We start from the raw sequence: 23728 nt of genomic DNA, 5'->3' as shown, positions 1-23728 counted from the left end.
CACCGCGCTTCGGCAGCAAAGTGCTCTGCCTGCATCGTCAGAGTAACCGGTTGCTGACCGGTCTACGTGAGATCACTGGCGATATCAGGGAGCTACTACTCCAGCGCCGGACATATAGACCGGTGGCACCTCGCCTGACGGTGGATAGGCTGGAAGAGCTGCCGGGGACGGCGGGAATGTCACGCCGCGGCCGTTCAGCAGCTCTGCCAGCAGCGTCTGCACGCCTGCTTCCAGCTGCGTGTCATGCCCCGACCGGCTCTCGTCCGGCCGCTCCTCCACGAGCACATCCGGATCGACGCCGTGATTCTCCACGATCCAGTGGCTGTTCAGATCGTAGAAGGTGATTTCCGGCACCCGCACAGTGCCCCCGTCCAGCAGCTCCCAATCGGTGCGCAATCCCCGGACGCCGCCCCAGCCGCGGGTGCCGATCAGCTTGCCGAGCCCGTAGGCGCGGAAATGGTAGGCGATCACCTCGCCGTCGGACCCGGAATAGCGGTTGATCAGCATCGCCTTCGGACCAGGCAGGATCTGGTCCGGCTGGGTCTGCGGCACCCGGTCGCGCAATGTCTGCATGCTGGACAGCACCCGGCGCAGCCGTTCCAGCACGATCTGGTCGGTGTTGCCGCCGTGGTTCCAGCGGTCGTCCACCAGCAGCGCCTGCTTGTCGAGCTGGGGGTAGAACTGCCGGACGAAGTCCTGCATGCCGACATCCTGCATGTCCTGCATGTAGAGGTAGCCGATGCGGCCATCCGATAGCCGGTCGACAAGAGCGCGGTTGCTCGCGATCCAGTCACGCTTGCGGGCCTCGTCCTCGTTGGCGACAGGCATCACGGTCACGTCGCGTCGGGGGCCGTCCGGCGTATTGGCAAGCGTCAGCGTGACCGGTTCACGCTTGCCGAACAGCATCGCGTCCGGACTGTTTGGTGCACGCAGGTCGTGCCCGTCGATCGCCACGAGGATGGTCCCGGCCCGGACGTCCAGTCCCGGCCATGCCAGCGGCGCCCGTGCCTCCGCGCGAGTCGGGTCGCCCCGTGTCACCCGCGCCAGGCGGTACCGCCCGCAAGCCGGATCAAGCTCGTAGTCCACCCCCAGCTGCGGAGTGGGCGCAGTGGCCACCGTCTGCCGATCGTCGCCGCCGCCGACCGCAAGATGCGAGCTGCCCATCTCGCCCACCATCTGGCCCAGCAGGTAGTTCAGGTCCTCGCGGCTGCCGAGCAGCGGCAGCAGCTTGGCATAGTCGTCATGCACGGCGCGCCAGTCGTTGCCGTTCATGTTCGGATTGACGAATTGGTCGCGCTCGAGCCGCCATGCCGCCTCGAACATCTCGCGCCATTCCGCGCGCGGATCGCTGGGCGCCGTCATGGCCGCCGTATCGAGCGTGGCCGCATGCGGATGGCCGGCTTCGGCGTCCGCCACGATCCAGTGCCCGTTCTCCTGATACAGCAAATGCGATCCGTTCGACGACAAGGCATAGGAGTCGGGCCCGGCGACGACGAGCTCGTCCTGTCCGCGTCGAAGGTCGAACCAATGCACGGCGTTCTGCTCGCCAGGTAGCCCGCCGGCCAGAGTGTCGGGCGGCTGCGTTTCATAGACGAGCGCGTCCGCCGTCGCGTCGAGCTGGGTCATGTGATCCGGCGGTACCGGCACCGGCACCGCGCGGTCCATCAACCCTGTCGGGTCGACGCGCAGGTCGGGCATTCCGGACCTCCAGGTCGCGCCGAACGCGCCCGGACGCGGCCTTGGCTCGCCACTGGCGTCGGGCTCGAAGGGCGCCTGCGCATCGGCCGCCAACGCTGCCGCGTAAAGCCCGCCCGATTTGATCTGTTCGGCGTCGGTTTCCCGGTCGGAGCGCACCGTGATCTCGTGCCGGTCGGACACGAAGAAGAGGGTGTTCCCGTCCGCCGAGAAGGCCGGCCGGTAGTCGCTATTCTCCGGCTGGCTGACAACGGTGTCGATCCCGCGCGTGACGTCATACAGGTGCAGTGCCCGCAGGCGGGTGGTGCGGCTGGTGCTGAAGGCCAGCCAGCGCCCGTCCGGCGAGAACGCCGCATCGTGCTCGTCCGTCTCGTGCATGTAGTGGAACCGGTTGTAGGCCACCTGCCGCACCGTGCCGCTGCCGTCCGCAGGCACCAGCCACAGTCGGTGGGCACCATCATGCACCGCAAGCCATTTGCCGTCGGGAGACCAGACCGGCTCGAACAGGAAGCCGGAGTTGAACCGCGTGAGCTGGATTTCTGGCCCGCCGTCGACCGGTCGCACCGCTAATCGCTTCTCCCCATCGGCGTCCGTGGTGTAGGCGATCCGCCGTCCGTTGGGCGACCAGACCGGATTGTCCTCTTGGACTCCCGGCGTGCCGGTCAGGTCGTGCACGCTTCCCGACCCCGTCGGCACCACCATGATGTCGCCGCGGGCCGAGAAGACCACACGGGTGCCGTCCGGCGACAGGCGATAATCCACGTCATAGTCATCGTCCTCGGCGCGGATGTGGTCACCCACCGGCACGGTCCGCGCCCCGGTCAGCGCGCCGTCGTCCGGCACCAACACCGGCACCTGTTGCAGCCGCTCGGACGGCAGATCCAGCCGCCACAACCGGCCCGCCTGGCCGAAGGTGATGGCGCCTCCGCCCAGCGACGGGATGTCCACGTCGTAGTCCGTGAATCGCGTCACCTGCCGGGTCTGCCGGGTGCGGATGTCGAACACCCAGATGTTGGCGCGCCGATGCACATCGCGGTCGCTGACGAAATAGACCCGGTCCCTGGCCCACATCGGCTCTCGGCTCGAACCTTTCGAGTCGGTGATCCGGTCGAGCGTGCCGGTGCGCGGGTCGAGGATGTCGATGAACGGCGCCTCGCCGCCCTCGTAGCGCTTCCAAGCCTGGAAATCGAAGAAGGAGGGTGTGAAGGCGAAGCGGTGCCCGTCTGGGGCAAAGCTCGGGAACGCGCCTTCGTCCACCGGCAGCGGTTCCGGCTCGCCCCCCGCCAGCGGTACGGTGAACGGCCGGGTCACACCGTTCCAGCCGAACTTCCGTGCGGCGAATACAATGTTGCGCCCGTCTGGCGTCCACCCGAACACCAGCCCTCCGGCACGGCCCTGGTTGAAGGCGCCGCCGCCGGATGTGCGCGGTAGCCAGGTCAGCCGGCGCGCCTCGCCGCCCGTTGCCGGCATGACATAGACATCCTGCTGGCCGCCGCGGTCGCCGGTAAAGGCGATCCAGCGTCCGTCGGGGGAGAAATGCGGCGCAAACTCGAAGCCGTTGCCTCCGGTCAGGCGACGTGCGGTGCCGCCACTCCGGTCCACCAGCCAGAGATGGCCGCGTGCCGCGAAAGCGATCCCGTTCGAACCGGCATTGGGAAACCGTATCAGCGCCGTTCGCGGATCGACCGCTGCGGACGCGCCGCCCATGGCGACGAGCTGGAGCAGTGTCGCGCAGGCGAGCAGGCCGAGGCGGACGAAAGGGATGGGCATCGGAACACCAGGGACTATGAAAGACCGCCGATCATCCCTGTCCGGCTCGAAAGCGAAATCCGCTTCCGTCGCACACGCGGCCGCTTCGTCGCAGGCGGCTCAGGACAGGTTGCCGCCGTTCCGCCACCGCGCCCGAACGGTTTGCGCGTAGCTCGGTCCAACCTGGACCTCGGTCCCGTCGGCCAGCAGCAGGGTGATCGCCCCTTTAAGGCCAAATATCACCCGCCGCATCATGGGCCAGGACACTACCGCGGAGCGGTGCACACGCAGGAAGTCCGCCGACAGGCGCGACGGCAGCTCCGCCATGGTGATCCGCAGGATGTGGGTCCGCGTGCGGGTATGCAGCAACGCATAGTCCTTGGCGGCCTCGATCCAGACGAGTTCGTCCAGCGGCACCGCGACGTCGCCGTGCCGGTCAGGCACCTGTAAGGCAGGACGCGCCAGGATGTCGGCCGTCGTGAGCGGGTTCTCCGTCGGGCCGCGGGCGGCTGCGCGCTCGGTGCGCCGTCGGCGTGCCCGCTCCACCGCCTCGCGCAGCCGCTCCGGCCGCACCGGTTTAAGCAGGTAGTCGGTCGCCTCCACCGCGAACGCGTCGGCCGCATAGCGGTCATAGGCAGACAGGAACACGATCTCCGGGGCCGCTCCGCCGCTGGCCGGCTGCGCCCCGAGCCGTGCTGCCACTGTCAACCCACTGAGACCCGGCATCTGGATGTCTAGAATGGCCAGCTCCGGCGCCGACCCGGTGATCATCGTCAACGCCTCGTCGCCCGTTCTGGCCTCACCGACGATCTCCACGGCCGGCACCGCCGCCAGCATGGACCGCAGCCCGCGCAACGCGACCGGCTCGTCGTCGGCGATCACGACCCGAATGAGAACGGGGGTAGTCACAGGCGGCTGTTCTGGGCGGGGAGGTATAACCGTGCCCGGAACCCGCGCGTCGTCACCGACGCCTGCAGGCTCGCCTCCCTACCGAATCGCGTCCTGAGCCGCTCCGAAACGTTGCGGAGCCCAAGCCCGGACCCTGGCTGCGCCGACCTGCCTTCCGGAACTCTGTCCGTCGTCGTCGATTGATCCGCAGTCTCGTTTTCCACTTCGAGTACAAGCTGCTCCCCGGCCCGGAAGGCCCGGATCCAGATGGTTGTCGCCTGCGGCGACGGCGACACGGCGTGCTTGATAGCGTTTTCCACCAGAGGCTGCAGAATCAGCGCCGGAACGGAAACTGTATCCAGCCCGTCCTCCACCGCGTAGTGCACGCGCAACCGTTCTCCAAGCCGCACCGCCTCGATGTCGAGATAGGCTTCGACGGTCCCTAGCTCGCCAGGCAAGGACACCATCTCGTCGGCGCCGGCTTCCAGAGTCGCACGCAGGAACGCCGCCAGCCGGTCGATCATCTCCCGCGCTTCGTCCGCCCCTGCTTCCGCCGTCATTACCGAGACCGCGTTCAGGGTGTTGAACAGGAAGTGCGGGCTGAGCTGCAGGCGCAACGCATCGAGTCGCGCCTGTTGCACTGCGATGCGGATATCCGCGATCTGGCGCTCCCTGTCCTGCAGATCTTGTCCCTGCTTCCAGACCGCCAGCACTGCTGCCTGCAGGCAGAACAGCAGGACGAAATACACCCAGTTGTAGCGGTACACATACAACGCGCCGCGTCCAAGTCCTTGCTGGACGACGTGGTCGAAGCCGATCTGGCGGATCGTATCAATCAGCCAGAGTATCGAGCCGGCTGCCACCACGCTGCTGCCCAAGAGCGCTCGAGCCGGCGATTAGCCGGGCACGACCCAACGTCGCACCATCAGGATCATGAGGCCGGACAAGGCTGCGCCGCAGCCGGCCACGCCGATGCTCCCCGGGACCTCGCTGGGCGCGGCGCTTATCAGCCCAATCATCACGTTCAGGCTCGCGACCCCGAGCCAAAGCAGCATCGCCGGGAGCCACGGGCCTGACAGCGTGGTCACGTCTGAAGTACGACGACCATCAGACGGCATGACGCGGCTCGAGCATCAGCAATTCTAGCGGGCTTTCGGCGGCTGGCGATGAACCCTGTATTATGAAAACCGCTATCGTCCTCTCCTAGCCCCCCGAAGCCGATGTGCCGCGCCTGGCCAAAAATGCCTGCGCTGAGACACGCGCTCTTTGTATGTGTAACTCTGCCGCCCGCTGGTGCCCGAGCGCCACGCTGAACTATACAGCCTTCCTGTGCATATGTAGGAAAGCCGGCTTGGTCCCGGTCGATACACCGTTACTGGCGGGATGGTCATCATCATGGATCCACAGACACCCAGGCACGTCGTTCAGCGGTTCAACGCCGAAGTTATCCAGGACGGGAACCGCGTGTCGTTCGAGCAGCTCATGGCACCTGGGTTCGTGAACCGGTCCGCGCCGCCTGGCGCCCCGGACAACGCGGAAGGCGACAAGGTGACGACGCGCAAGACGATCGCCAAAGTCCATTCGGGTGAGTTGATGGGAATCGCGCCCACCGGCCGGTCCGTCACCATTGACGTCATCGACATCGTCCGTGTGGAGAACGGCCGCTATGCCGAGCATTGGGGAATCAACAGCCTCGCCGCCGTGTTGGCCCTGTTGCGAATCAACTGACCGCTTATCATTCCGGGGCGGCGGTCAGACGGCGCAGTGCGCCGAGCGCTGTACTGATCGCCTGGCGCTCGGATGCGGTTGCATGTTTCTGCAGCCCGGCCGCGATCCAGTTCGTGCGCGCCGCCTGCGATGGTGCAAGAGCTATCCGGCCCGTCTTGGTGACCTCCACAGTTTGGCCACGCGCATCGGTGGGATCAGGCAATCGAACGACCATCCCGTCAGTCACCTCATGGCTATTAGCTAGCTCCGGACGACGTCATTAGGGTCCTTCGCCTCGTCCACTACTGCAAAGCACATTCCACAACGTCTGAGGCTTGGTCCTGGAATGGGTCGCCGCGTATGGCGATGAGCGCTATAGTTTCGCAGGAGAACGGGCAACTGACTCTGCCGAGTGGCGGCCCGACATCGATTTTGCTAAAGATCAGAATGAAGAGGATCAATATGTGGCGGAGAGTGCAAAGTGAGTTTGGACACAGTCATCGAAGAGCATCGATCGCGCGCCCTTGAGTTGGCAAGCCTTGGCATTTGCGCCGGCGCTGACGGGGAGTACGAAGTCGCACGAGACGCCTGGAGGGGGGCTTTGACCTTCGCTGAAGAGCATCTGCAGGGTGACGACATCATTCCGTGGATCCGCAGTTCCCTTGGTGCTGCGCTTCTCAGATGTGGTGACTATCGAGGCGCTCTTGAGATGGCAAGCTCTGCCCTTTTGTTCTGCGCTTCTGTCCGAGCACCACTTGCATACCTCACAATGGCTGAGGCGTATCTACGGCTCGGTGATGTCCCCCTAGCGCAGGATTACTCGCGTCAAGCTTGTGAGCTGAGAGGCGAGGCAGTAATGAAGCAATTCAGTCCTGCCGATCAGGAGACATTGAGACAGACAAAGCGGCCGTAGGTGACTGCCGGATTGGCAGGCTGTCCTTCGTTTTCCAGACACCAAAGTCATCACCACGTGATATGAAAGCCACCGAATTCTCAGAAAGTATAGGTTTTGGCCTCGGCCCTCGCCTGCTTGCAATTGAGACGGCCATTCGTGAGGTGATCGATCATGCGAGCTTAAGTGATCCAATGCTACGTAGGCGCACCAAAAAAGCGGTTGATGCCTACCTCTCAACCATTCCGTCGAAGTCAGAATTCGAACGCAAGTTCATCGAGCGGGCTCGAGCCTGCACTGAAGCCATAGCTCGGCCTTCTGCCACGTAATCCAGTGGAGTTGCCCCCATCGAACCGAACACGAGGCACGTTGCGATTGGGCATGGATGAACTCACGAGGTGAGCGCATGCGCAAGCCGCTATGCGGATGATTGTCGTTGTAGTCGTTGATCCAAGCCGGAGGCTGCTGCAACACCGCGAGAGCGCCGGCCGAGGCTGTATGCGCGCGTAGCTGCGCTCGAGGGTTTCGAACGAAGGCTTCGCTGACACCGTTGCTTTCCGGGCTCCGGACCGGGGTAAGGCAGGGCACGAGGGAAAGGGCGGTAGCAAACCCTAGGGTCTCGCGAGCGGCATAAGCGGACCCGTTATTCGCGAGCTACTGTGAGGGATGGGGTGCCCGCAAGGCATTGAACCGCCGCCCGACGCAGGCGAGCGATCAGATCGCGCACCATCTCGCCGTTGACGCCGCCGGTGCTGGCTTGCCAGGCGATGATCTCGGCGGTCACAGGTCGGAACACGTGGCGGCATCCTGCCCGCCTCCTTGCAAAGCGTATAAACGGACCCGCGCATTCATGAGCCGTTTACCGATAGCGCCAATAACCGTGCCACCGGTAGCGGCCACCCCAATAATGGTTGCGGTACCACCACCCTTGCCCGGGGTAGTAATAACCGATCCGAGGTCCGACAGGTCCAGGACGGAAGTTCGGCCGGCAATAGCCGTATGGACCACGGTGGTAAGCAGGCCCGCAACCGCCTGATGCATGCGCTACCGATTGGAAGGTTAAGACTGCTCCCACAACTCCAACGATGAGCTTTACCGATCGCATAAGTAAATCCAATCATAGTAAACTTACAGATCAGGAAACAATAAGATGACCGGAACGAGCTAAAGTGGAGACGTCCGATACGTTTCTTGAGTCATACACCGTGCTCTATGAGCGCTCAAATGTTCAGAGACGTAGCTTTCCAGTAACCATCTCTTGCTTACACGTTGTGAGCATGACCGCTTGTTCGGTCAAGACATTATGCTCCGGATCCATATAGAAGGTGGCTCATGACTAAACGTTATTCCTTGGAGGGCTTCATGTAGGTTGCTGAGATTGGTGTGCCCGGGCGTTCGAAATCATAATAGAGTTCAACAATATACCAGCGCTCTCCGCTTTTCAACAACTCGAACGACTTAATGCCGCGCCGGAATGGTTTGGAACCGCTAAGTGATTCGCGAGACTCATAGCTCGAGTAAACGTGTGCCATGATTCCGAAATGCTCAACCCGATTTGCAACCACACGATCGAAGAAACCGCCCTCCCTGCTGCTGCTTGCTTTCATCGCCCGATTGAAGTTGTCAGCATATTCATTCGGCGATACGAGTACGACGTCGGCTGATCGTCCCGGTTTAGGATCAACGCCGATCACGATACGGCCGCCTGGAATAAAAAGTGAGGCAAGTCGCTTGCTGTCAATCACACCGCCGGCCGGGGCTGAAATGGTTTTAGCGAGTGCTTCAACTATTGCATCAATGGTCGCAACGTCTTCAGTAGCCGCTTCTAAGTGCGGGTGAGAAGCCAGAGTACGGAATGGATGATGTGGTTGCGTGTCGGCGTGGAGGATTGATGGCATTATAGTAACAGCCAGGAAGAGGAAAGCTATGCAAGCTTTGGCTGTTGCGTCTCTGACTGACTGAGGCATGATCGTCATCCTAGTTAAGATGATTACTTCCTTGAGAATTGGGTGCAAGCACGGTTAATGCGGCGAGTTTGTCAACGGCCTAGGCAGACGTTAGGCGGAGATGGTATTATCCCGTCGCGGAATCGTAGGCGGAGCTACATCAGGCACGATCCGGGAAGGAACTGACTTCGCAGCTTCTACCCGCGCACGAAAATGGCAAAAACCAGCCCTGAACCGGTCTGAAAGTTCGATTCTGGTGGACATTCTCAGGACCACTTCATCCCGAAGTAATTCTTTCAACTCATCAAAGGCCGGAAAGAGCGCCGAAGCTGCGGGGAGTTTTGGTAGGAGGGGGCGGTCTTGCAGCTTATGGTGAAGAGGTGATGCGTTTCTCCCACTCGGCCCCGGACCACGAGTCTTTGCTAAACTTATCATGTCCGCGGCTTCACGCTCCAACAAGTAAAGTGGCGGGCTCCCCCACTTCACCTGGTCCTGGTGGAAGCGGCGCTGCGTCGTCGCAAACCCTCTTCCGCTCGTCTCGCTAATTTGTGGAGGATGTTAGAAATCGCAGTCGATAATTGTGGGTCTTGATCGGCATCCACACGCGGTCCGAGATCATCGACCACTATGTCAGGAATCACCCCCCGCCCCTCGATCATCCTATGATCCCGATCGTCCATCAGCTGACTGAACGGTATTGCCACCATACCGCCGTCAAGCAGGTGCCACGCGCCGGCGACGCCCAGTACTCCACCCATCGTCCTGGTGCCAACCAGCGCACCGAGCTTAGTTTGCTTGAACATCTGGGCAAAGTTTTCGGCGTCGGAGACAGAGTAACCGTTAACCAACACTGCCTTCGGCCCAGCTACAACTTGCACTGGCCGACCTTCACGACCACCTTCTCGGTTAACGAAATCGCCGTAGCGGTGGCGCATCAGGTCCTCGATCAGCATCGGGCTGAGGTAACCGCCACGATTGAAGCGGACGTCGATTACCAAGCCCGACTTGGTAAGTGCTGACTGAAATTGACGTGCGAACTGCTCAGCCCCGGCTTCGCCCATATCGGTCAAGTATATGTAGCCGACTAGTCCTTCAGATAGCTTGTGCGTGAGAGCGCGACGGGTAGCGATCCAGTCTGCCTGACGCAGGCCGCCCTCGTCGTCAGTCGGTAGTACGGCGACATCATGCCTGAGCCCCGTCGACCCGCGACTAACTGTCAGCTCCAGTGCCGGTCCTGTTGTCTTTGCAAGAACCTCATCAAGGCCATCCGATGTGTGCAGTTCTTTGCCGTCAACGGCAAGAAGCGTGTCGCCTTCTATGACGCCGGTTTCCAGTCCAAGTGGAGCGCGGTCGTCTGGCCGCAGGTCCCCGCGGTAAATCCGTGCGAACCGGTATCGTCCGGTAAGCGGATCCGCTACCAGATCGGCACCTAACCCGGCCGCTTCCCGCACCGGGGCGGGTGGAGGTCCCTCATCACCCCCAACAACACGGAAGTGTGAGGCACCCACCTCCCCCAGCATCCCGGTTAGCAGCGCGTTCAGGTCATCGCGCGAGCCAAGCTTCGGCAGTAGCGCAGCGTAGCGATCGTGCACCGCTTGCCAGTCGACACCGTTTAGCGTCGGGTCGGCGAACTGGTCGCGTGTCAAACGCCAAGTTTCCTCAAACATCTCCTGCCATTCCGTGCGAGGGTCGACCTTCAAGGCAACGCTGGGTAATTGTACCGTTGATGCGACAGGTATGGTCTCGCCAAGGCCAATACGCTTCCAGTCTCTACCAACACGTGACAACAAGACTTGGCCGTCACTCGACAGTACAAAAGGTCCCGCGGCAATCGGTAATATCCGATCGCGGCCGGTTTGTAGCCCAAGTGCATGCAGTTGGGCGCGCTCTCCAGGCATTCCACCTTCTAGGGTTTGCGGCGGAAGGGTGCTGTACATCACCTCAGAACCACTCACTTTTAGCTCGGCAATCTGAGCCGCTAGAGCCGGTAGACGCTCAACGTCACGCACTGCACCCTGGTCGCCCAGCCGGGCGGCGTAGATCCCGTCTGGCGCCGCGGTCGCGAGGTCGCCGTCGCTGGTTGATCGGAGTTCGACACCTTCCCGACGCGACGCAAACACCAGTCGCCCGTCTGCCGCGAAATTTGGCATACGCGCGTCATCCAGCCCAGTGAGCGGCGCGACCTGACGGCCACGCTTGACGTCAACCAAATGCAGACTGCCGAGTCCCTGAGCATCAAAGCTGCCGAACACCAGCCAGCGCCCATCCGGCGAAAAGGCGAGGTCGCGAATCTCTTGGTCCAGGTCATTGCCTACCTGTGATACCGTCCCGTTGTCACGCTGCACTAACCATAAGTGGTGGTTCGCATCCGGCACCGCCAGAAACCGCCCGTTTGGAGACCAGATCGGTTGATACAGGTATCCATTGTGAAAGTGGGTCAGGCGTTGCTCGGCGCCTCCGGATGCCGACCGCACCGCCAACTGCCACTCTCCGTCGCGGTCTGTGGTGTAGGCTATAAACGTGCCGTCAGGAGAGAACTCCGGATGGTCCTCGTCGGCTGCAACCGTACCGGTCAGGTCCTGCGCGCTACCATTCGCGCCGCCGAGCGGCCAGGTGACAATCCGGCCGCGGGCCGACACCGCCACCATCTTACCGGTTGGAGATAGTGAGAAGTCGGCATGCGGTTCGACAGAAGGATACTGCCCATCCTGCACCGTGCGGATAAAGTGCGAACCGTCGACTATGTGCGGTCCCGGCTCGCTGCCGTCGTCAGGAAGCACGACCGGCACCGGCACTGGTGGGCCGGACTCGGGTGACATCCGCCACAGCCGCCCGCCCTGCTCGAAAGTGATGCCGCCCGCGCCGCGGGCGGGGAACGACACGTCACCATCAGTGAAGTGCGTCACCTCCCGCGCTGAGCCTGTGCTAAAATCGATCGACCAGATGTTGGACCGATGCAGGTGATCACGATCTGATAGGACATAAATCCTATTGCCAAGCCACATCGGCGCAGTGTCGCCGTCCGCGCAACCCGGCAAGCGTCGTGTCGCACCATTTCGGAGCTCCACGACTTCGAGGCCTTGTGCTTCGCCACCTACATATCGCTTCCAGGGGACAAAGTCGCGCAAAGCCCGGGCCGCTACGATCCGTTTGCCATCTGGCGAAGAGTCGAGAAACCCGGCCCGGTTGAGCGGCAGCGGTCGCGGCTCGCCGCCGGACACTTGCACAGCAAACGGCCGTTCGACCCAGCCGTTCCAGCTCCACCGTCGCGACAAGAACAACACTTGGGCGGAGTCAGGCGTCCAGCCCATCACCATGTTGTCGGGTGCTCCACGCGAGAGTCCTTCGGTGGAAGTGAAAGTCAAACGCCGCGGAATCCCCCCCTTGCTTGGAACCAGATCGACGTCTGCAGTGGCGCCGTGAATCAAGGTGTAGGCTACCCAGCGTCCGTCCGGTGACACTCGCGGCAGCATGATCCGCCCTGATCCACCAGCAAGGCGCGTTGCGAGACCGCCGGCCGGGGGCATCGTCCAGAGTATGTCCCGAGCCACGAAGACGATGCCGTTAGGACCAGCGTCTGGGAAACGCGGCAATACCGACGCAGCCGCGGCAGAAGTCGATATAGCGCTCAGCAGGCCGAGGATCAGCGTCGAAGCGGTCGGAAGTCGGTTCGGGGTGAACGGAATAGCAATAACTCCATAGGCTATGCTGTTATGTGACGATAAGCTGTCCGAAGAAGCAGGAATGCGACGAATGGTGATCACGACGCGACGAGTGGCGCCTTCGCGGACGCGTCACCGCCCCAGTCCTGTGTTAGCTTCGGATCATGCGGCTGACCCCTTATCGCTCGGCTTCCTGGTTGCTCGGCAAAGTCCGACTTGCAAGCAGGTCGCGCGAGCGGTTCGTGCTAACGTCGATTGCCGGCGTCTGGACAGTCTATCTAGCGCTGGTGGCGCTCCGGATCGCGCTGATAACGTTCCCTCACAGGAAGCTTTTGCTCGAACGCCACCTGGTGGTTGCGGCGGTCGGCGCTGGCCTGACTTGGTTTCTGCACCTTGCTTTACAGCGGTTCGTATCCCGTGCAATCACGGTTCGCATCGGCGCCAGTCTGCTGCTCGCTGCCGTACCGGCTGGCATCCTGGCCTTGGTCAACTACGACGTCATGTTTGTTTTCAATCCGGAGGCACTGTGGTCGGCAAGCTTCCGCGCTGAAGTTAGATTACCGGAAATCGCGGCACAGACCATAACCGAGAATTACTTCCTGTTTGCTGCCTGGGCGACGTTGACCAACGCTTTCGATAGCGCCATGCGCGAGGCCGATGCCAGGGGTGACGCTCGCGAGGCCGAACTCCGCGCTCTGCGCTATCAGCTCGAACCGCACTTCATGTTCAACGCGCTCAATACGATCTCTGCGCTTGTTATGGCCGAGCGGCCGGCAGAAGCGGAACGCACGATCGCAGCGTTGGCAGAGTTTATGCGGGAAACGCTTGCGACCGACGCCACAGCGGACGTCGCTCTCGAACGCGAGCTGCGGCTACAAGAGATCTACCTCGCGATCGAGCGTGTTCGATTTGGCGATCGACTGCGGGTGGATGTACGTCCGCTCGGCGCTACTCGGGTAGCGTTGGTACCGCCGTTAATCCTCCAACCAGTAATAGAGAACGCCGTCCGCCACGCGGTTGCACGGGTAGCGCGCCCCGTCACCGTGTCGCTCTGGGCTTTTCGCAAAGGCGACGTGCTGCACCTACACGTAGAGGACGATGGTCCCGGAGCCGCCCCCGACGTCGCTGGAACGGGCGTTGGTCTACGCAACGTCGCCGGGCGTCTTGCCGCCCGCTTCGGCGGCCGGGCGTGGTGCGTCTATGGCGCACGCCCGGGAGGTGGCTTTCAGGTCGAAATTGCGTTGCCATTCCGAACTGCCGCCATATGACCCGCGTTCTGGTCGTTGACGACGAGCCACTGGCTGTAGACCGGTTGGTTAGGCTGTGCCACCAGCTTGCTGGAATCGAGGTGGTGGGGACCGCGGCAGAGGGAGGCGAGGCACTGCAACTGGTAGCAAGCCTCGCCCCAGACCTGCTGCTACTTGACATCACCATGCCTGGTTTGGACGGCTTTGCTGTAGCGCGTGCAGCGCAAAGCGGCGGTTCGAGCGCGCCGGCGGTAGTATTCGTGACTGCCCACGACCGGTTCGCGATCGAAGCATTCGAGGTCGAGGCAGTCGACTACCTCCTCAAGCCGGTCGCCCCTGATCGGCTAGCGCGTGCCATTGCTAGAGCAGTGCTTCGATCGCGCGCCGTGCCAGGATCTGGTTCGGGCTACTGGTGGATCCCTCAGGAACACGGCGTGGTTCGCTTGGACCTACGTGCAGTCGATCTTCTGGTGGCGGAGCGAGACTACGTCAGAGTCGAGCACGGTGGACGCTCCAGCCTTGTTCGCGACACCCTATCCCGAGTGGAGGAGCGCCTAGACCCGAAGCTGTTCATGCGCGTGCACCGCTCGTTCATTGTCCGGTTTGATCGAGTGCAGGCCATACGACGTATGCCAAGAGACTGGCGGGCGGAACTCGTCGACGGTCGCAGCATCCCTCTCGGCAGGACCTATCTACCGCTGATCAGGGCTCGGCTGCATGCCCCGCACAGAGGCCGGACAAATGGCTCTAGTAGTAAGTAACAAGTTAAAGATACGGATGCATTTGACCGTAGTCTTCAGAGACGTCGTCTCTACCGCATGTGGGATAGCCGGATCTTAGGAAAGGGTATATAACGCAATTTTTATGATGCTGGATCGGTCTTCTTGATTACTTAGATATAAGACCACCCGGACGGGTTTGTTCAAACGGTGCGAGACGGGGGGTGGATAGAGTGGGGCATAATCGTCTTTCATCTGAGGATCTTGCAGACCAATTGCCGAGCCGGCCGCTGCTGATTCTGTCTGACGGCAGGTGCCTAGGCTTGACGCTGCAACGCTTTCGGCACCCGCCAAGCACCATCGACCTGCCCGGTCTTCGTGATGAGCTGCTGGTAGACCACCTGGTCGGACCGGTCATGGTCGAAGAGAGACATGGAGCCGAATGTCGCGAGCGTCGCTGGACCGGGCACGGGCAGGTTTCCGTGACACCAGCCGGGCAGCCCGTGCATCGCATTCTCAAGGGGCGGCCGGATGTGGTGCTGCTTCATCTCGCATCCGAGCTCCTGACCGACGTGGCGCGAGAGGCGTATGGGCCGGGTGCCGGCTCGGTGACGCTCCTGCGTTGCTTTGCCTCGCCTGATCACACGGCGGACCAACTGGCTCGCCTGCTGCTCGCGGAAGCGGAAGCACCAGGCCCGAGCTCCTCGCTTATGACGGAGAGCCTTGGGCGGGCCCTCGTGCTTCACTTGCTGCGCGCTCACTCCAATCTCGGGGAGGCACGGTCCGTCCCTGCGGGCCGCTACCCTGCCTCACGCGTTCATCGCGTAGTTGAGGAGATGCGCGGCAGTCTGGATCAGGATCTGCCGCTATCCCGGCTTGCTGCAAGCATAGGGCTGAGCCCGTCACAGTTCGTGCGGGCATTCCGGGATGCGACGGGTCTACCGCCACACCGATATTTGCGTGGTCTACGGATCGAGAGAGCGCGCGCGTTGCTGGAACAGACCGACTTGCCCGTAATCGAAGTGGCCTTGAGGTGTGGATTTGGCCAGCCTGGCCATTTCGCGACTGTCTTTCGTGAAGTGAACGGGCTCAGCCTGCGGGCGTGGCGGCAGCTAAACCGGGCCTGACGGAACCGGGCGTGATGCAGCCACGTCGTGCGCCAAAACTGTAAGTCGCACTCCGTTTCCAGAAGATCCGCAGCGCGAAGGGAGCATCTTATCGTCTCACTGGATGGAGATCATCATGACGCACAATCCAGACTTCAGGACGTTTGGCCGGTATCAGGAGGTGCCCGTCGCCGAGATGCCGGCGACGATGAAGGAGGCCTACGACACAACTACGCGCCTGCGCGGCCAAGTGCCGGGCCCGCACAAGATCTGGCTGGCAAATCCTGCCCTGTCGGGAACGGTCGTGCCAATCGGCGCCTACTACCAGACGCGCTCCACGCTGACCAAGGCGGAGATCGAGATCGCCACCAACGTGGTGAACGGGCACTGGCGGGCCGCCTACTCCAACTACGAGCACGAGAAGATCGCCGAGAATGCAGGCGGCCTGCCGGCGGACAAGGTGGAGGCCCTGATCGCAGGTATGCCGACGCATTTCGAGGAACCTCGGCAACAGGTGGTCTACGAGCTCGCCGTGACATTGGTTAGCGCGCGGGTGGTTCCGTTGGGCCTGTATCACCGCGCGAAGGCGCTGCTCGATGACGCCGGGCTCGTCGACGTCACCATGCTGCTCGGCTGGTTCACCGGCGTGTCGCTGACGCTGGCTGCCTATGACGTCCCGGCCAACGCCACCGGACTTGGACAGTAGGGATAGACAACATGGACTCCAAGCATCTGGGCGGCCGTCTTGCCCTGCACGATCCTGCTGGCCTGTCCGACGACCAGAGGGCGCTCTATGACCGCCTTACCCGAACCATGGTGACATGGGTTGACCAGTCGGGCTTCCAGAGCACCACTGATGGCGGCCAGCTGATTGGCCCGTTCAACTCGGTGCTGCTCAGCCCCGGGATTACCACAGCCTTCCTGGACCTGCAGGATGCCGAGCAGGCGCAGACCTCGTTGTCCGACCGGGTGCGGCAGGTCGTCATCCTCGCGGTCGGGGCAGTATGGCGATCGGAGTATGAGCTGTATGCTCACACAGCGGTTGCGGCCAGGGTGGGGCTGCCTGCGAGCGCCATCCAGGCTCTCGTATCGGGCGAGTTACCGGACGACTTGACCACGCAGGAGAGGCTTGCCGCCCGCTTCGCCCGCGGGCTATCCACTAGCCATCGCATCGAAGCCGGGCTCTACCGGGATGCCCAGGCCGCCTTCGGACAGCAGGGCTTGGTGGACATCGTTTACCTCGCCGGCTGCTACCACATCGTGTGCGGGCTGTTGAACGCCTTCGAGGTCCCTGCCCCCGTGGCACCAGCCCAGGCTGGACCGAGCCGCCCGAGGCAAAGTGCGTTGACCCCCATCGCGTTCTTTCCGATCAAGTCGTTCCTGGAGAACCTCGCGGTCCGCAGCGACAACTCCGTGCTCGTCACCTCGATGAACGCGAGAGAGCTGTTCTACGTCCCGCACTCACCCGATGGGGCCCCTGTCGAGCCGGTCCTGCTGCATCGCTTCGATCAGCCGACCACCGGGCTCGTCGAGATCGAGCCAGACCTGTTCCTCGTGTCGACCTCGAACCTCTACACGACGCATGAATCGTTCCTGCACCGCCTCGACCTGCGGGGCTACCAGCCGGAGACGCCGGTTCAGCCTGAGATAGTGTATACCTTTCCGGACACCGCGCGCGGCCTGAACGGCAGCTGCCTGCTTGCACCCGGCGTCGTGCTGATCGCCGATTGTTTTGCCGGGCTGATCTGGCGTGTGAACGTACAGCCAGGCGGGCGTGATATCCAGGCCCGGGTTTGGCTTGCCCATGAGACGATGGGCTACTTCCCTGGCAAGCTTAAGCCAGAACAGCCTGGCGTGAATGGCGTCCGCTACGCTGCGCGGACCCATCACCTCTACTACACCGCGACGGCCAGGAAGCTGCTTATGCGCGTGCCGGTCGACCCGGCGACGCTGGAGGCGGCCGGATTGCCCGAGCTGGTGGTGGCTGGTCGTATGGGTGACGACTTCTGCCTCGACGAGGAAGCGGGCGTCATCTACCTGGCCACGCACCGGCAGAATACCATCGACCGTATCTTCATGGATCCCGGCGACAATAGCGGCTTCCCGCAAAGCATTGTGGGCGATCCGTTTACCGAAGCGCTGATCGGGCCGTGTAGTGTCGCCTGGGGGCGGGCGCCGGGGGAATACGGCAAGGTCGCCTACGTCATAAGCGATGGCGGCACCGCTTCCCCGTCACCGGGTGGCCCTCTACCAGCCCGACTGCAGCGGGTGGAGACCTAGTTTGCCCAGACTCTTGATCTTCTGCAGCTGCTTTAGTTTAAAGCACCTTCAAAAATCCAATCGGCTCTCTAGTCACACCCGCGATATTGTCCGCTGGCGTAGCATTGCTAGGATCGGACGCGGTCGAGAAGGCCTTCCCAACGTGACAGTTCCAGACGAGGTGGGGATCGACGTTGCAAGTCGGCGATCCAGGCAGCATCACTCTCGCCGGATGATGACCGGGACGCAACCTCTTGCTCCAGTTCCTCGCCTCGGTCGCGAATACGGGCCGATCCGGCGGGCAACCCTGCAGCTCGTGTTCTGGACCGCGGTTGGCATCCTGTTTGCGCTTCCGGCCCTGAGCACAGGTACGGCAGGCCGGCAGACGCTCTGGCAGTCGCTTGCCGAGTGGTGGGCCTGGGGGCTGCTGGCACCTGCGATCACGGCCGCAAATCACGCGCTGCCGTTCTCCAGCCGGCAGAACGGTCGCCGCCTGTGCGTGCATTTGCTATTCGCGCCCCTGTTCACCGCGATCGATGTGCATGTGTCGGCATTGGTTTCGGCAGTCATCGGCATCGGTGCGTGGAGCACCATCTGGGATCCGCATCTCGTCGCGCACTCCCTGCAGGGTGGCTTCGTCTGGGGCCTTCTGGTCTATGGACTGATTGCGGGTATCGCCGAAGCCGGCCTGGCACGGCAGCGGGTGCTCTTCACTGAGCTTCGCATGGAGCGCCTGCAGCGGAACTTCAGCGAGGCACGCCTGCACGCACTCCGCATGCAGCTCGATCCGCACTTCCTGTTCAACGCGCTTAACACGATCTCGTCCCAGGTGACGCGCGACGGCAGGCTGGCGCGCGCAATGATCGAGCACCTTGCCGAGCTACTCCGCCTGTCGCTCGACGACCGTAGCCGCCACGAGGTCTGCCTCGACGAGGAGCTGGCGCTGCTGGAGCACTACCTGGCAATCCAGCGTCTGCGGTTCGGTGACCGGCTGCGGATCATCGCCGTCGTGGATCGAGCGGCGGCCGCGGCTGCTGTTCCCAGCCTCCTGATGCAGCCCCTGGTCGAGAACGCCATCCGCCATGGCATTGCGCCCCGGATCGCCGGTGGGACAGTGGAAATCACCGCGCGCTGCACAGCCAGCCGCCTCGAGATCCGGATACGCGATGACGGGGTCGGATATCCACTCTTGCCCAATGGCCCGCGCGAGGGTGTCGGACTGTCGGTCACGCGCGAGCGCATCGAACGCTTCGACACCGAAGGCACAGGCCGGATGACCATCCAGCGGCGGCCCGAGGGCGGCACCGAGGTCGCATTGTCACTGCCGCTGCGGGTCCGGGACCGGCATGACGCCGCAGCCTGATCCGCTTCGTATCCTGATCGTGGACGACGAACTCCCGGCTCGGCAGCGCATCGGTGACCTGCTGCGGCGGGAGGGCGAGCGCTTCATCATCCAGGAGGCGGCGGACGGGAGAGAGGCGGTGCGACTGATCCTTTCCGAGGGTCCGCTTGATCTCATCTTCCTCGACATCCAGATGCCGGAGCTGAACGGCTTCGCTGTCGTGGAGGCGATAGGTTCCGCCCGCCTGCCGCTCACCGTCTTCGTCACCGCCTACGACGAGCACGCCATACGTGCCTTCGAAACAAACGCGCTGGACTATCTCCTGAAGCCGTTCAGCGACGAGCGGTTCGGGGCGACGCTTGCACGTGCCGAGGCTCGCCTTGCGGAGCGGGATGCAGGCGCGTTCGCCCGCGGCATGGCGCGCCTATTTACGTTGGCGGCTGGTCCGAGCCAGCGCCGTCCGGACCGGCTGCTGGTTCGCGCGCGGGGTGCAATCCGGTTCGTCAGGACCGACGAGATCGAGCGCATCGAGGGGGCGGGTCCTTACGTCAACCTGCATGTTCAGGCAGAGACCCTGCTGCACCGTGCCTCGCTCACGGAGCTGGGGAAGGTTCTCGAGCCACGGCGCTTCCTGCGCATCCACAAATCGACGATCATCAACATCGAACATGTGGTGCAGCTCGAGCCGACGTCGCACGGCGAGTTCGAGGCGCTGCTGACGAGCGGTGCGCGTTGCCGCGTGAGTCGGACGCACCGGTCGGCTCTCGAGGAGCGCCTGCAGCAGAAGCTGTAATATATAAGACTCATGCAGTCTCGGAACCGCCTCATAACTGCGCGGAGCCGGTTCGTGACAGGGCGCTCGGCTTGATGGACGGTCTACCGCATAAAGGCTGCAGAAAGAGCCAGCAGTGGTTGACAAGGGTTGGCGCGTCCCTTTCGCGTATCTGGCTTCGCTGCTCCACGAACCGGCTCTGCTTGGAGTTCTGCTGTGCAACACCGTTTCGGTCGAGTTTATAGAAAGCTGGGCGAGAGTTTCCACATCGGCCCTACCCCATCGGCGGCGCGACCGACTGCGAGGATGGCAGGAGACTGTCGGCTGCGCACCCGTGCGATGCAGGCGGCTAGTATAGTGTTTCTTGCGGCCCCCACCGCCCCGCCCGTTGCGGCACTGGCGGCAGCCGAGCCGCCGACGGTTATTCCCATGACGTCCGAGGGATGGACGCTCGCGCCTGCAGCCGGCTGGATCCCCGACCGTCAGGGTGGGAAGACCGCCTTTGCAAGCTACGAAGGCTTCCCCGACGGGGTCATGACGGTCCCCGACGAGGCAATTATGGTCTCCCGGATGGCACACCTCGCCGACGGTTCCATCGATTTCGACATCAAGCCACTCGCCTACAGCGACACCGGCATAATCTTCCGACGCCAGGGAAACGACTCAGGTGAATTCCTCTACCTGCGCGCGGACCCGGACTGTCCGGCAGCGAACGACTGTATCCAGTATGTCCCGGTGACGCACGGGCTCATGTCCTGGAATATCTACTCGACCGAGCAGGGTCCGGCCCCGATCACCACCACCGGCTGGAACCATCTCCGCCTCATGGTCGCAGGCGGCCGGATGGAGGTCTTCGTAAACCATCTCCAGGAGCCGACCCTCGTCGTCAAGTTGCGAGGTGCCAAAGGTGACGGTGGGATCGCCTTCAAGGGGCCGGCCGTCTACGCCAACCTCGTCATCAAGGCCGGCGGCGGCGATGCGCTTGCAGCAGTTCGAGACCTGACGCCGGCCCCTGGGACGATTACGACCTGGCGTAGCGCGGCGCCGGTTGCATTGCCCGGCGGTCGGACGCCGGTTGCGGCGGATATCCCAGCTAACGCAGCCTGGAAACCGATTGAAAGCGCGCCTGACGGACTCGTCGATCTGGGCCGCGCCTTTGGTTCCCCGCACGCGCCTGCAGTCGCGACCGGCTGGCTGCAGTTCACTCTCGCCACCGACAAGCCCGCGCGGCATCGCCTCAACATCGGCTGGGCGCCCGAGATCACCGTCTTCCTGAACGGGACACGCGTGTATTCCGGGAGCAATTTCTACCACCCGGCTGCAGGCAGGCTTCAACCGGATGGGCGACTTGAATCGGACAACGCGTCAATCCAGCTAGATTTGCAGCGTGGCGAAAACCGAATTGTGCTTGCCGTTGGTAATCGCTGGCGAAGGTCAGTCGGCGGCTTCGAAGCGAGCCCATACGGCTGGGGCGCGAAAGCGCGCCTCGTCGATCCAGCCGGCACAAGAGTGCCATGACAATTCGGCGATCCATACCTTCCGCCGCAAGGCAAATTGATCCGACCTCACGACCCGGAACGCAACAGATCGAGTTGCGATGGGCCAGACGGCTTCTCCTCGCGCTATGCCTGACGGCCTCCATGGATATGTCGAGCAGCTCGCGCGCCGCAGTCACGACTCCGGGGCAGGTCAGCATGATAAAAGGCGGCTGGGCGACAGAAGGCGATATCGCATTTTTACCGCCGGATGATCCCTTCCCGCTCGGCCGCCTCAGGATCAACGGCGGGAGCGCATCGCCGAAGGGCCTCTCATTCAGTACCGGTATCATCGAGTTCGATGTCCTCATCAGCTCCAAGGGTCCTTCTATTGGGCCGACCTTTGACTTCCGGGTGCGCGACGCTGGTACGGCTGACAGCTTCTACGCGCGCCCGAGCCACGATTGTCCGGCCGCTGTCGACTGCCTCCAATATGCACCGATCACCCACGGCCTGATGATGTGGGATGCGTTTCGGCGCTACCAGCATCAGGCCCCCATCTTGCTCGACAGCTGGAACCACTTCAAATTCGTGATCTCCCGAACCCGGATGAACGTCTACGTGAACCGCAGCCTCGCGCCGGACCTCATCGTAGGCCGGCTGGAAGGCGACGCAACTACGGGTGCGCTTCGGTTGGCGGATGGAGGCGTGTATGCAAACTTCACCGTGACTCCGGGTAAGACAGAAGGGCTTCCTGACGAGCCGTCACCCAATCCTCTGGATCAGGATCCGAACATCCTCCGGCAATGGCAGGTCTCGCAACCGGTAGTCTGGCCCACCGTCAGGGATCACGCTCTCAACGCCTTGGTTGGCAGGAACGTGACCTACACCGACATGCCATCCGCCCAGTCTTCCTGGCAGACAATCCATGTCGAGCGCGCCGGCCTATTGAATCTCAGCCGGGCCTACGGTCTCCAAACGATAGGACCCGAAGTCTCGCTGACCTGGTTAAAGTCGAACATTACTGCGGATAGCAGCCTGACCAAGCGCGTTCGAATTGGATGGCTCGATGAGATCTGGGTCTTTGTCAATGGTAAGAAGGTTTACTCGGACCGCAACCTTTGGGACATTGCCGGTGCGAAAAAGAAGCCGGACGGGCGACTGGGCCTAGACAATGGAAGCTTCGGGCTTCCGCTCCGAAAAGGCTTGAACCAGATCGCCATTGCGGTGGACGACAACGTGTCGGATGAGCAAAACCATCATTTCGGTTGGGGTGTCGTGATGAGAGTGGACGACCTCGACCAGATCCACCTGGCGGCGCTCAGCCACCAGGGCGATCCGATCAAGACGTTCCAAAAAAGCTAAAGGACATGTAAGATGAAGGCCGCAGACTCCTTCGCGATACGGTTTGCGCGGGAGCTGCGGCGACTCCCGGGGGCGTAGTAATGCCACGGTGCCCCTCCCCGCCCAACGCGCGGCTGGGTTTCTTTTAACCTGCCCAAGCTGCGGCAGACCGCCCTAACCTTGGCATCGGGCAGTTCCTACGTTCCTACGGGATGGTCGTCATTACGCTTTCAGCGCGGTGTCACCTGGGCCCCATAACGGTGCTGAACAACGGGCCGGAGCCTACGGGAGTGACCTGCCTCCCTGCCGTGTTGTAGCGCAAGGCTTGAAGCTGTCGTTGGAGCGGGTGAAACTACCATTGCAAGTCGCCTATGAACTAGCAGATGCAACGGCGGCCAATCGGCCTCTTGTACAGGGCCTTGGAAGGGGGAAGGTCATCAGTGATGGTCATCTCACCGACCACGACGCCACTGATTTTGTCGTGACTGGCTCGAACCGCATGATGTTCGCGCTGCTGCGAGCCCGAGGCTAGGCTTGAGTGCAAGGCCCATCCCAAGTATGCAAGGTAGCAGTAACCCACTCGATCGACCAGTAGGCATCCAGGTCTGACAGGCTAATTTGGTGGGAGCCAGCGGCTGTGGCTCCACTCTTTAGTTTCGCACGGCAGCTACCAAGGCGGCAGCTCGTCACCGAGCGCGAAGGGGATCGCCCGGCCAAGAGCGGCCGGTACAGCGGAGAAGTGGTCCTCGTTCGGAAACTCCACAAATTTGGTCTGGATGTGCCCGGCAATCAGTAGAGCCGCCATGTCCCGCGCATTGGTGACCATCGTCCTACGATCCATGGACGCGTAGTCCGCGGTCACATCCGCATCGGCCTGCGCGTCCGTCTTGCCTTCGGCTTCAAACGCCTTGCGATCGTCGTAGCG

The 23728-nt window shown here is 62.6% G+C and carries 20 protein-coding genes; 10 read left to right on the top strand and 10 right to left on the bottom strand.

Features of this window, described 5'->3' with window-relative positions; all coding sequences use genetic code 11:
- Window positions 1-84: 84 nt before the first annotated feature.
- From FE263_RS21475 to FE263_RS21465, 3 genes are all read right to left on the bottom strand, one after another.
- Window positions 85-3465 carry a S41 family peptidase gene (locus FE263_RS21475; RefSeq protein WP_138328093.1) on the bottom strand — a complete coding sequence of 1127 codons (3381 nt, stop codon included), beginning with the start codon at window positions 3463-3465 and terminating at the stop codon, window positions 85-87.
- A gap of 99 nt (window positions 3466-3564) precedes the next feature.
- Complete coding sequence (locus FE263_RS21470; RefSeq protein WP_205880499.1) at window positions 3565-4326, bottom strand: LytR/AlgR family response regulator transcription factor; 762 nt, start codon at window positions 4324-4326, stop codon at window positions 3565-3567.
- Between the two features lie 23 nt (window positions 4327-4349).
- Window positions 4350-5210: a sensor histidine kinase gene (locus tag FE263_RS21465; protein ID WP_138328092.1), complete on the bottom strand. Its 861-nt coding sequence runs from the start codon at window positions 5208-5210 to the stop codon at window positions 4350-4352.
- Window positions 5211-5727: 517 nt separating this feature from the next.
- On the opposite strand from FE263_RS21465, the gene FE263_RS21460 reads away from it, so the two are divergent.
- Window positions 5728-6060, top strand: a complete 333-nt coding sequence (locus FE263_RS21460; protein ID WP_138328091.1) for an ester cyclase — start codon at window positions 5728-5730, stop codon at window positions 6058-6060.
- Between the two features lie 7 nt (window positions 6061-6067).
- Here FE263_RS21460 and FE263_RS21455 read toward each other — a convergent pair whose 3' ends face one another.
- The 5 genes from FE263_RS21455 to FE263_RS21435 all read right to left on the bottom strand — a co-directional run bounded on the left by FE263_RS21455 (window position 6068) and on the right by FE263_RS21435 (window position 12350).
- Window positions 6068-6262 carry a hypothetical protein gene (locus FE263_RS21455; protein ID WP_138328090.1) on the bottom strand — a complete coding sequence of 65 codons (195 nt, stop codon included), beginning with the start codon at window positions 6260-6262 and terminating at the stop codon, window positions 6068-6070.
- 942 nt (window positions 6263-7204) lie between these two features.
- Window positions 7205-7519: an integrase core domain-containing protein gene (locus FE263_RS23060; RefSeq protein WP_138328089.1), complete on the bottom strand. Its 315-nt coding sequence runs from the start codon at window positions 7517-7519 to the stop codon at window positions 7205-7207.
- A 271-nt stretch (window positions 7520-7790) separates the two neighbouring features.
- Window positions 7791-8036 (bottom strand): GCG_CRPN prefix-to-repeats domain-containing protein, encoded by a 246-nt coding sequence (locus tag FE263_RS23055; RefSeq protein ID WP_138328088.1) that lies wholly within the window; start codon window positions 8034-8036, stop codon window positions 7791-7793.
- A 238-nt stretch (window positions 8037-8274) separates the two neighbouring features.
- On the bottom strand, window positions 8275-8898 hold the full coding sequence (locus tag FE263_RS21440; RefSeq protein ID WP_138328087.1) for a hypothetical protein: 624 nt from the start codon (window positions 8896-8898) through the stop codon (window positions 8275-8277).
- 461 nt (window positions 8899-9359) lie between these two features.
- Complete coding sequence (locus FE263_RS21435) at window positions 9360-12350, bottom strand: S41 family peptidase (protein WP_171034274.1); 2991 nt, start codon at window positions 12348-12350, stop codon at window positions 9360-9362.
- Between the two features lie 353 nt (window positions 12351-12703).
- Between FE263_RS21435 and FE263_RS21430 the strand changes: the two genes are divergently transcribed.
- Complete coding sequence (locus FE263_RS21430) at window positions 12704-13807, top strand: sensor histidine kinase (RefSeq protein WP_138328085.1); 1104 nt, start codon at window positions 12704-12706, stop codon at window positions 13805-13807.
- Window positions 13804-14547 carry a LytR/AlgR family response regulator transcription factor gene (locus tag FE263_RS23050; protein WP_138328084.1) on the top strand — a complete coding sequence of 248 codons (744 nt, stop codon included), beginning with the start codon at window positions 13804-13806 and terminating at the stop codon, window positions 14545-14547. The genes FE263_RS21430 and FE263_RS23050 overlap by 4 nt, the downstream gene beginning before the upstream one ends.
- Window positions 14548-14822: 275 nt before the next feature.
- Here FE263_RS23050 and FE263_RS22740 read toward each other — a convergent pair whose 3' ends face one another.
- A complete protein-coding gene (locus FE263_RS22740) occupies window positions 14823-15053 on the bottom strand; it encodes a hypothetical protein (protein ID WP_240760057.1) in 231 nt (76 codons plus the stop codon).
- Between the two features lie 162 nt (window positions 15054-15215).
- Between FE263_RS22740 and FE263_RS23045 the strand changes: the two genes are divergently transcribed.
- From FE263_RS23045 to FE263_RS21385, 7 genes are all read left to right on the top strand, one after another.
- Window positions 15216-15632, top strand: a complete 417-nt coding sequence (locus FE263_RS23045; RefSeq protein WP_408886231.1) for a helix-turn-helix domain-containing protein — start codon at window positions 15216-15218, stop codon at window positions 15630-15632.
- A gap of 115 nt (window positions 15633-15747) precedes the next feature.
- Window positions 15748-16317 (top strand): carboxymuconolactone decarboxylase family protein, encoded by a 570-nt coding sequence (locus FE263_RS21415; RefSeq protein ID WP_138328082.1) that lies wholly within the window; start codon window positions 15748-15750, stop codon window positions 16315-16317.
- 11 nt (window positions 16318-16328) lie between these two features.
- The gene (locus FE263_RS22435; RefSeq protein ID WP_205880497.1) at window positions 16329-17891 is read left to right on the top strand and encodes a carboxymuconolactone decarboxylase family protein; all 1563 of its coding nucleotides are present in this window, start codon (window positions 16329-16331) and stop codon (window positions 17889-17891) included.
- Window positions 17892-17904: 13 nt separating this feature from the next.
- On the top strand, window positions 17905-19233 hold the full coding sequence (locus FE263_RS21400) for a sensor histidine kinase (protein WP_205880496.1): 1329 nt from the start codon (window positions 17905-17907) through the stop codon (window positions 19231-19233).
- Window positions 19217-20005, top strand: a complete 789-nt coding sequence (locus FE263_RS21395) for a LytR/AlgR family response regulator transcription factor (RefSeq protein WP_138328081.1) — start codon at window positions 19217-19219, stop codon at window positions 20003-20005. The genes FE263_RS21400 and FE263_RS21395 overlap by 17 nt, the downstream gene beginning before the upstream one ends.
- A 408-nt stretch (window positions 20006-20413) precedes the next feature.
- Window positions 20414-21502, top strand: a complete 1089-nt coding sequence (locus tag FE263_RS21390) for a LamG domain-containing protein (RefSeq protein WP_138328080.1) — start codon at window positions 20414-20416, stop codon at window positions 21500-21502.
- 122 nt (window positions 21503-21624) lie between these two features.
- Complete coding sequence (locus tag FE263_RS21385) at window positions 21625-22824, top strand: hypothetical protein (protein ID WP_138328079.1); 1200 nt, start codon at window positions 21625-21627, stop codon at window positions 22822-22824.
- Window positions 22825-23470: 646 nt separating this feature from the next.
- On the opposite strand, the gene FE263_RS22310 is transcribed toward FE263_RS21385, so the two are convergent.
- A partial coding sequence (locus FE263_RS22310; protein ID WP_456306585.1) for a hypothetical protein occupies window positions 23471-23728 on the bottom strand: 258 nt, incomplete at its 5' end.

This window comes from Lichenicoccus roseus (genome assembly GCF_005844085.1).
GTDB classification, from domain to species: Bacteria; Pseudomonadota; Alphaproteobacteria; order Acetobacterales; family Acetobacteraceae; genus Lichenicoccus; species Lichenicoccus roseus.
This window is presented reverse-complemented; position numbering and strand designations above follow the sequence as displayed.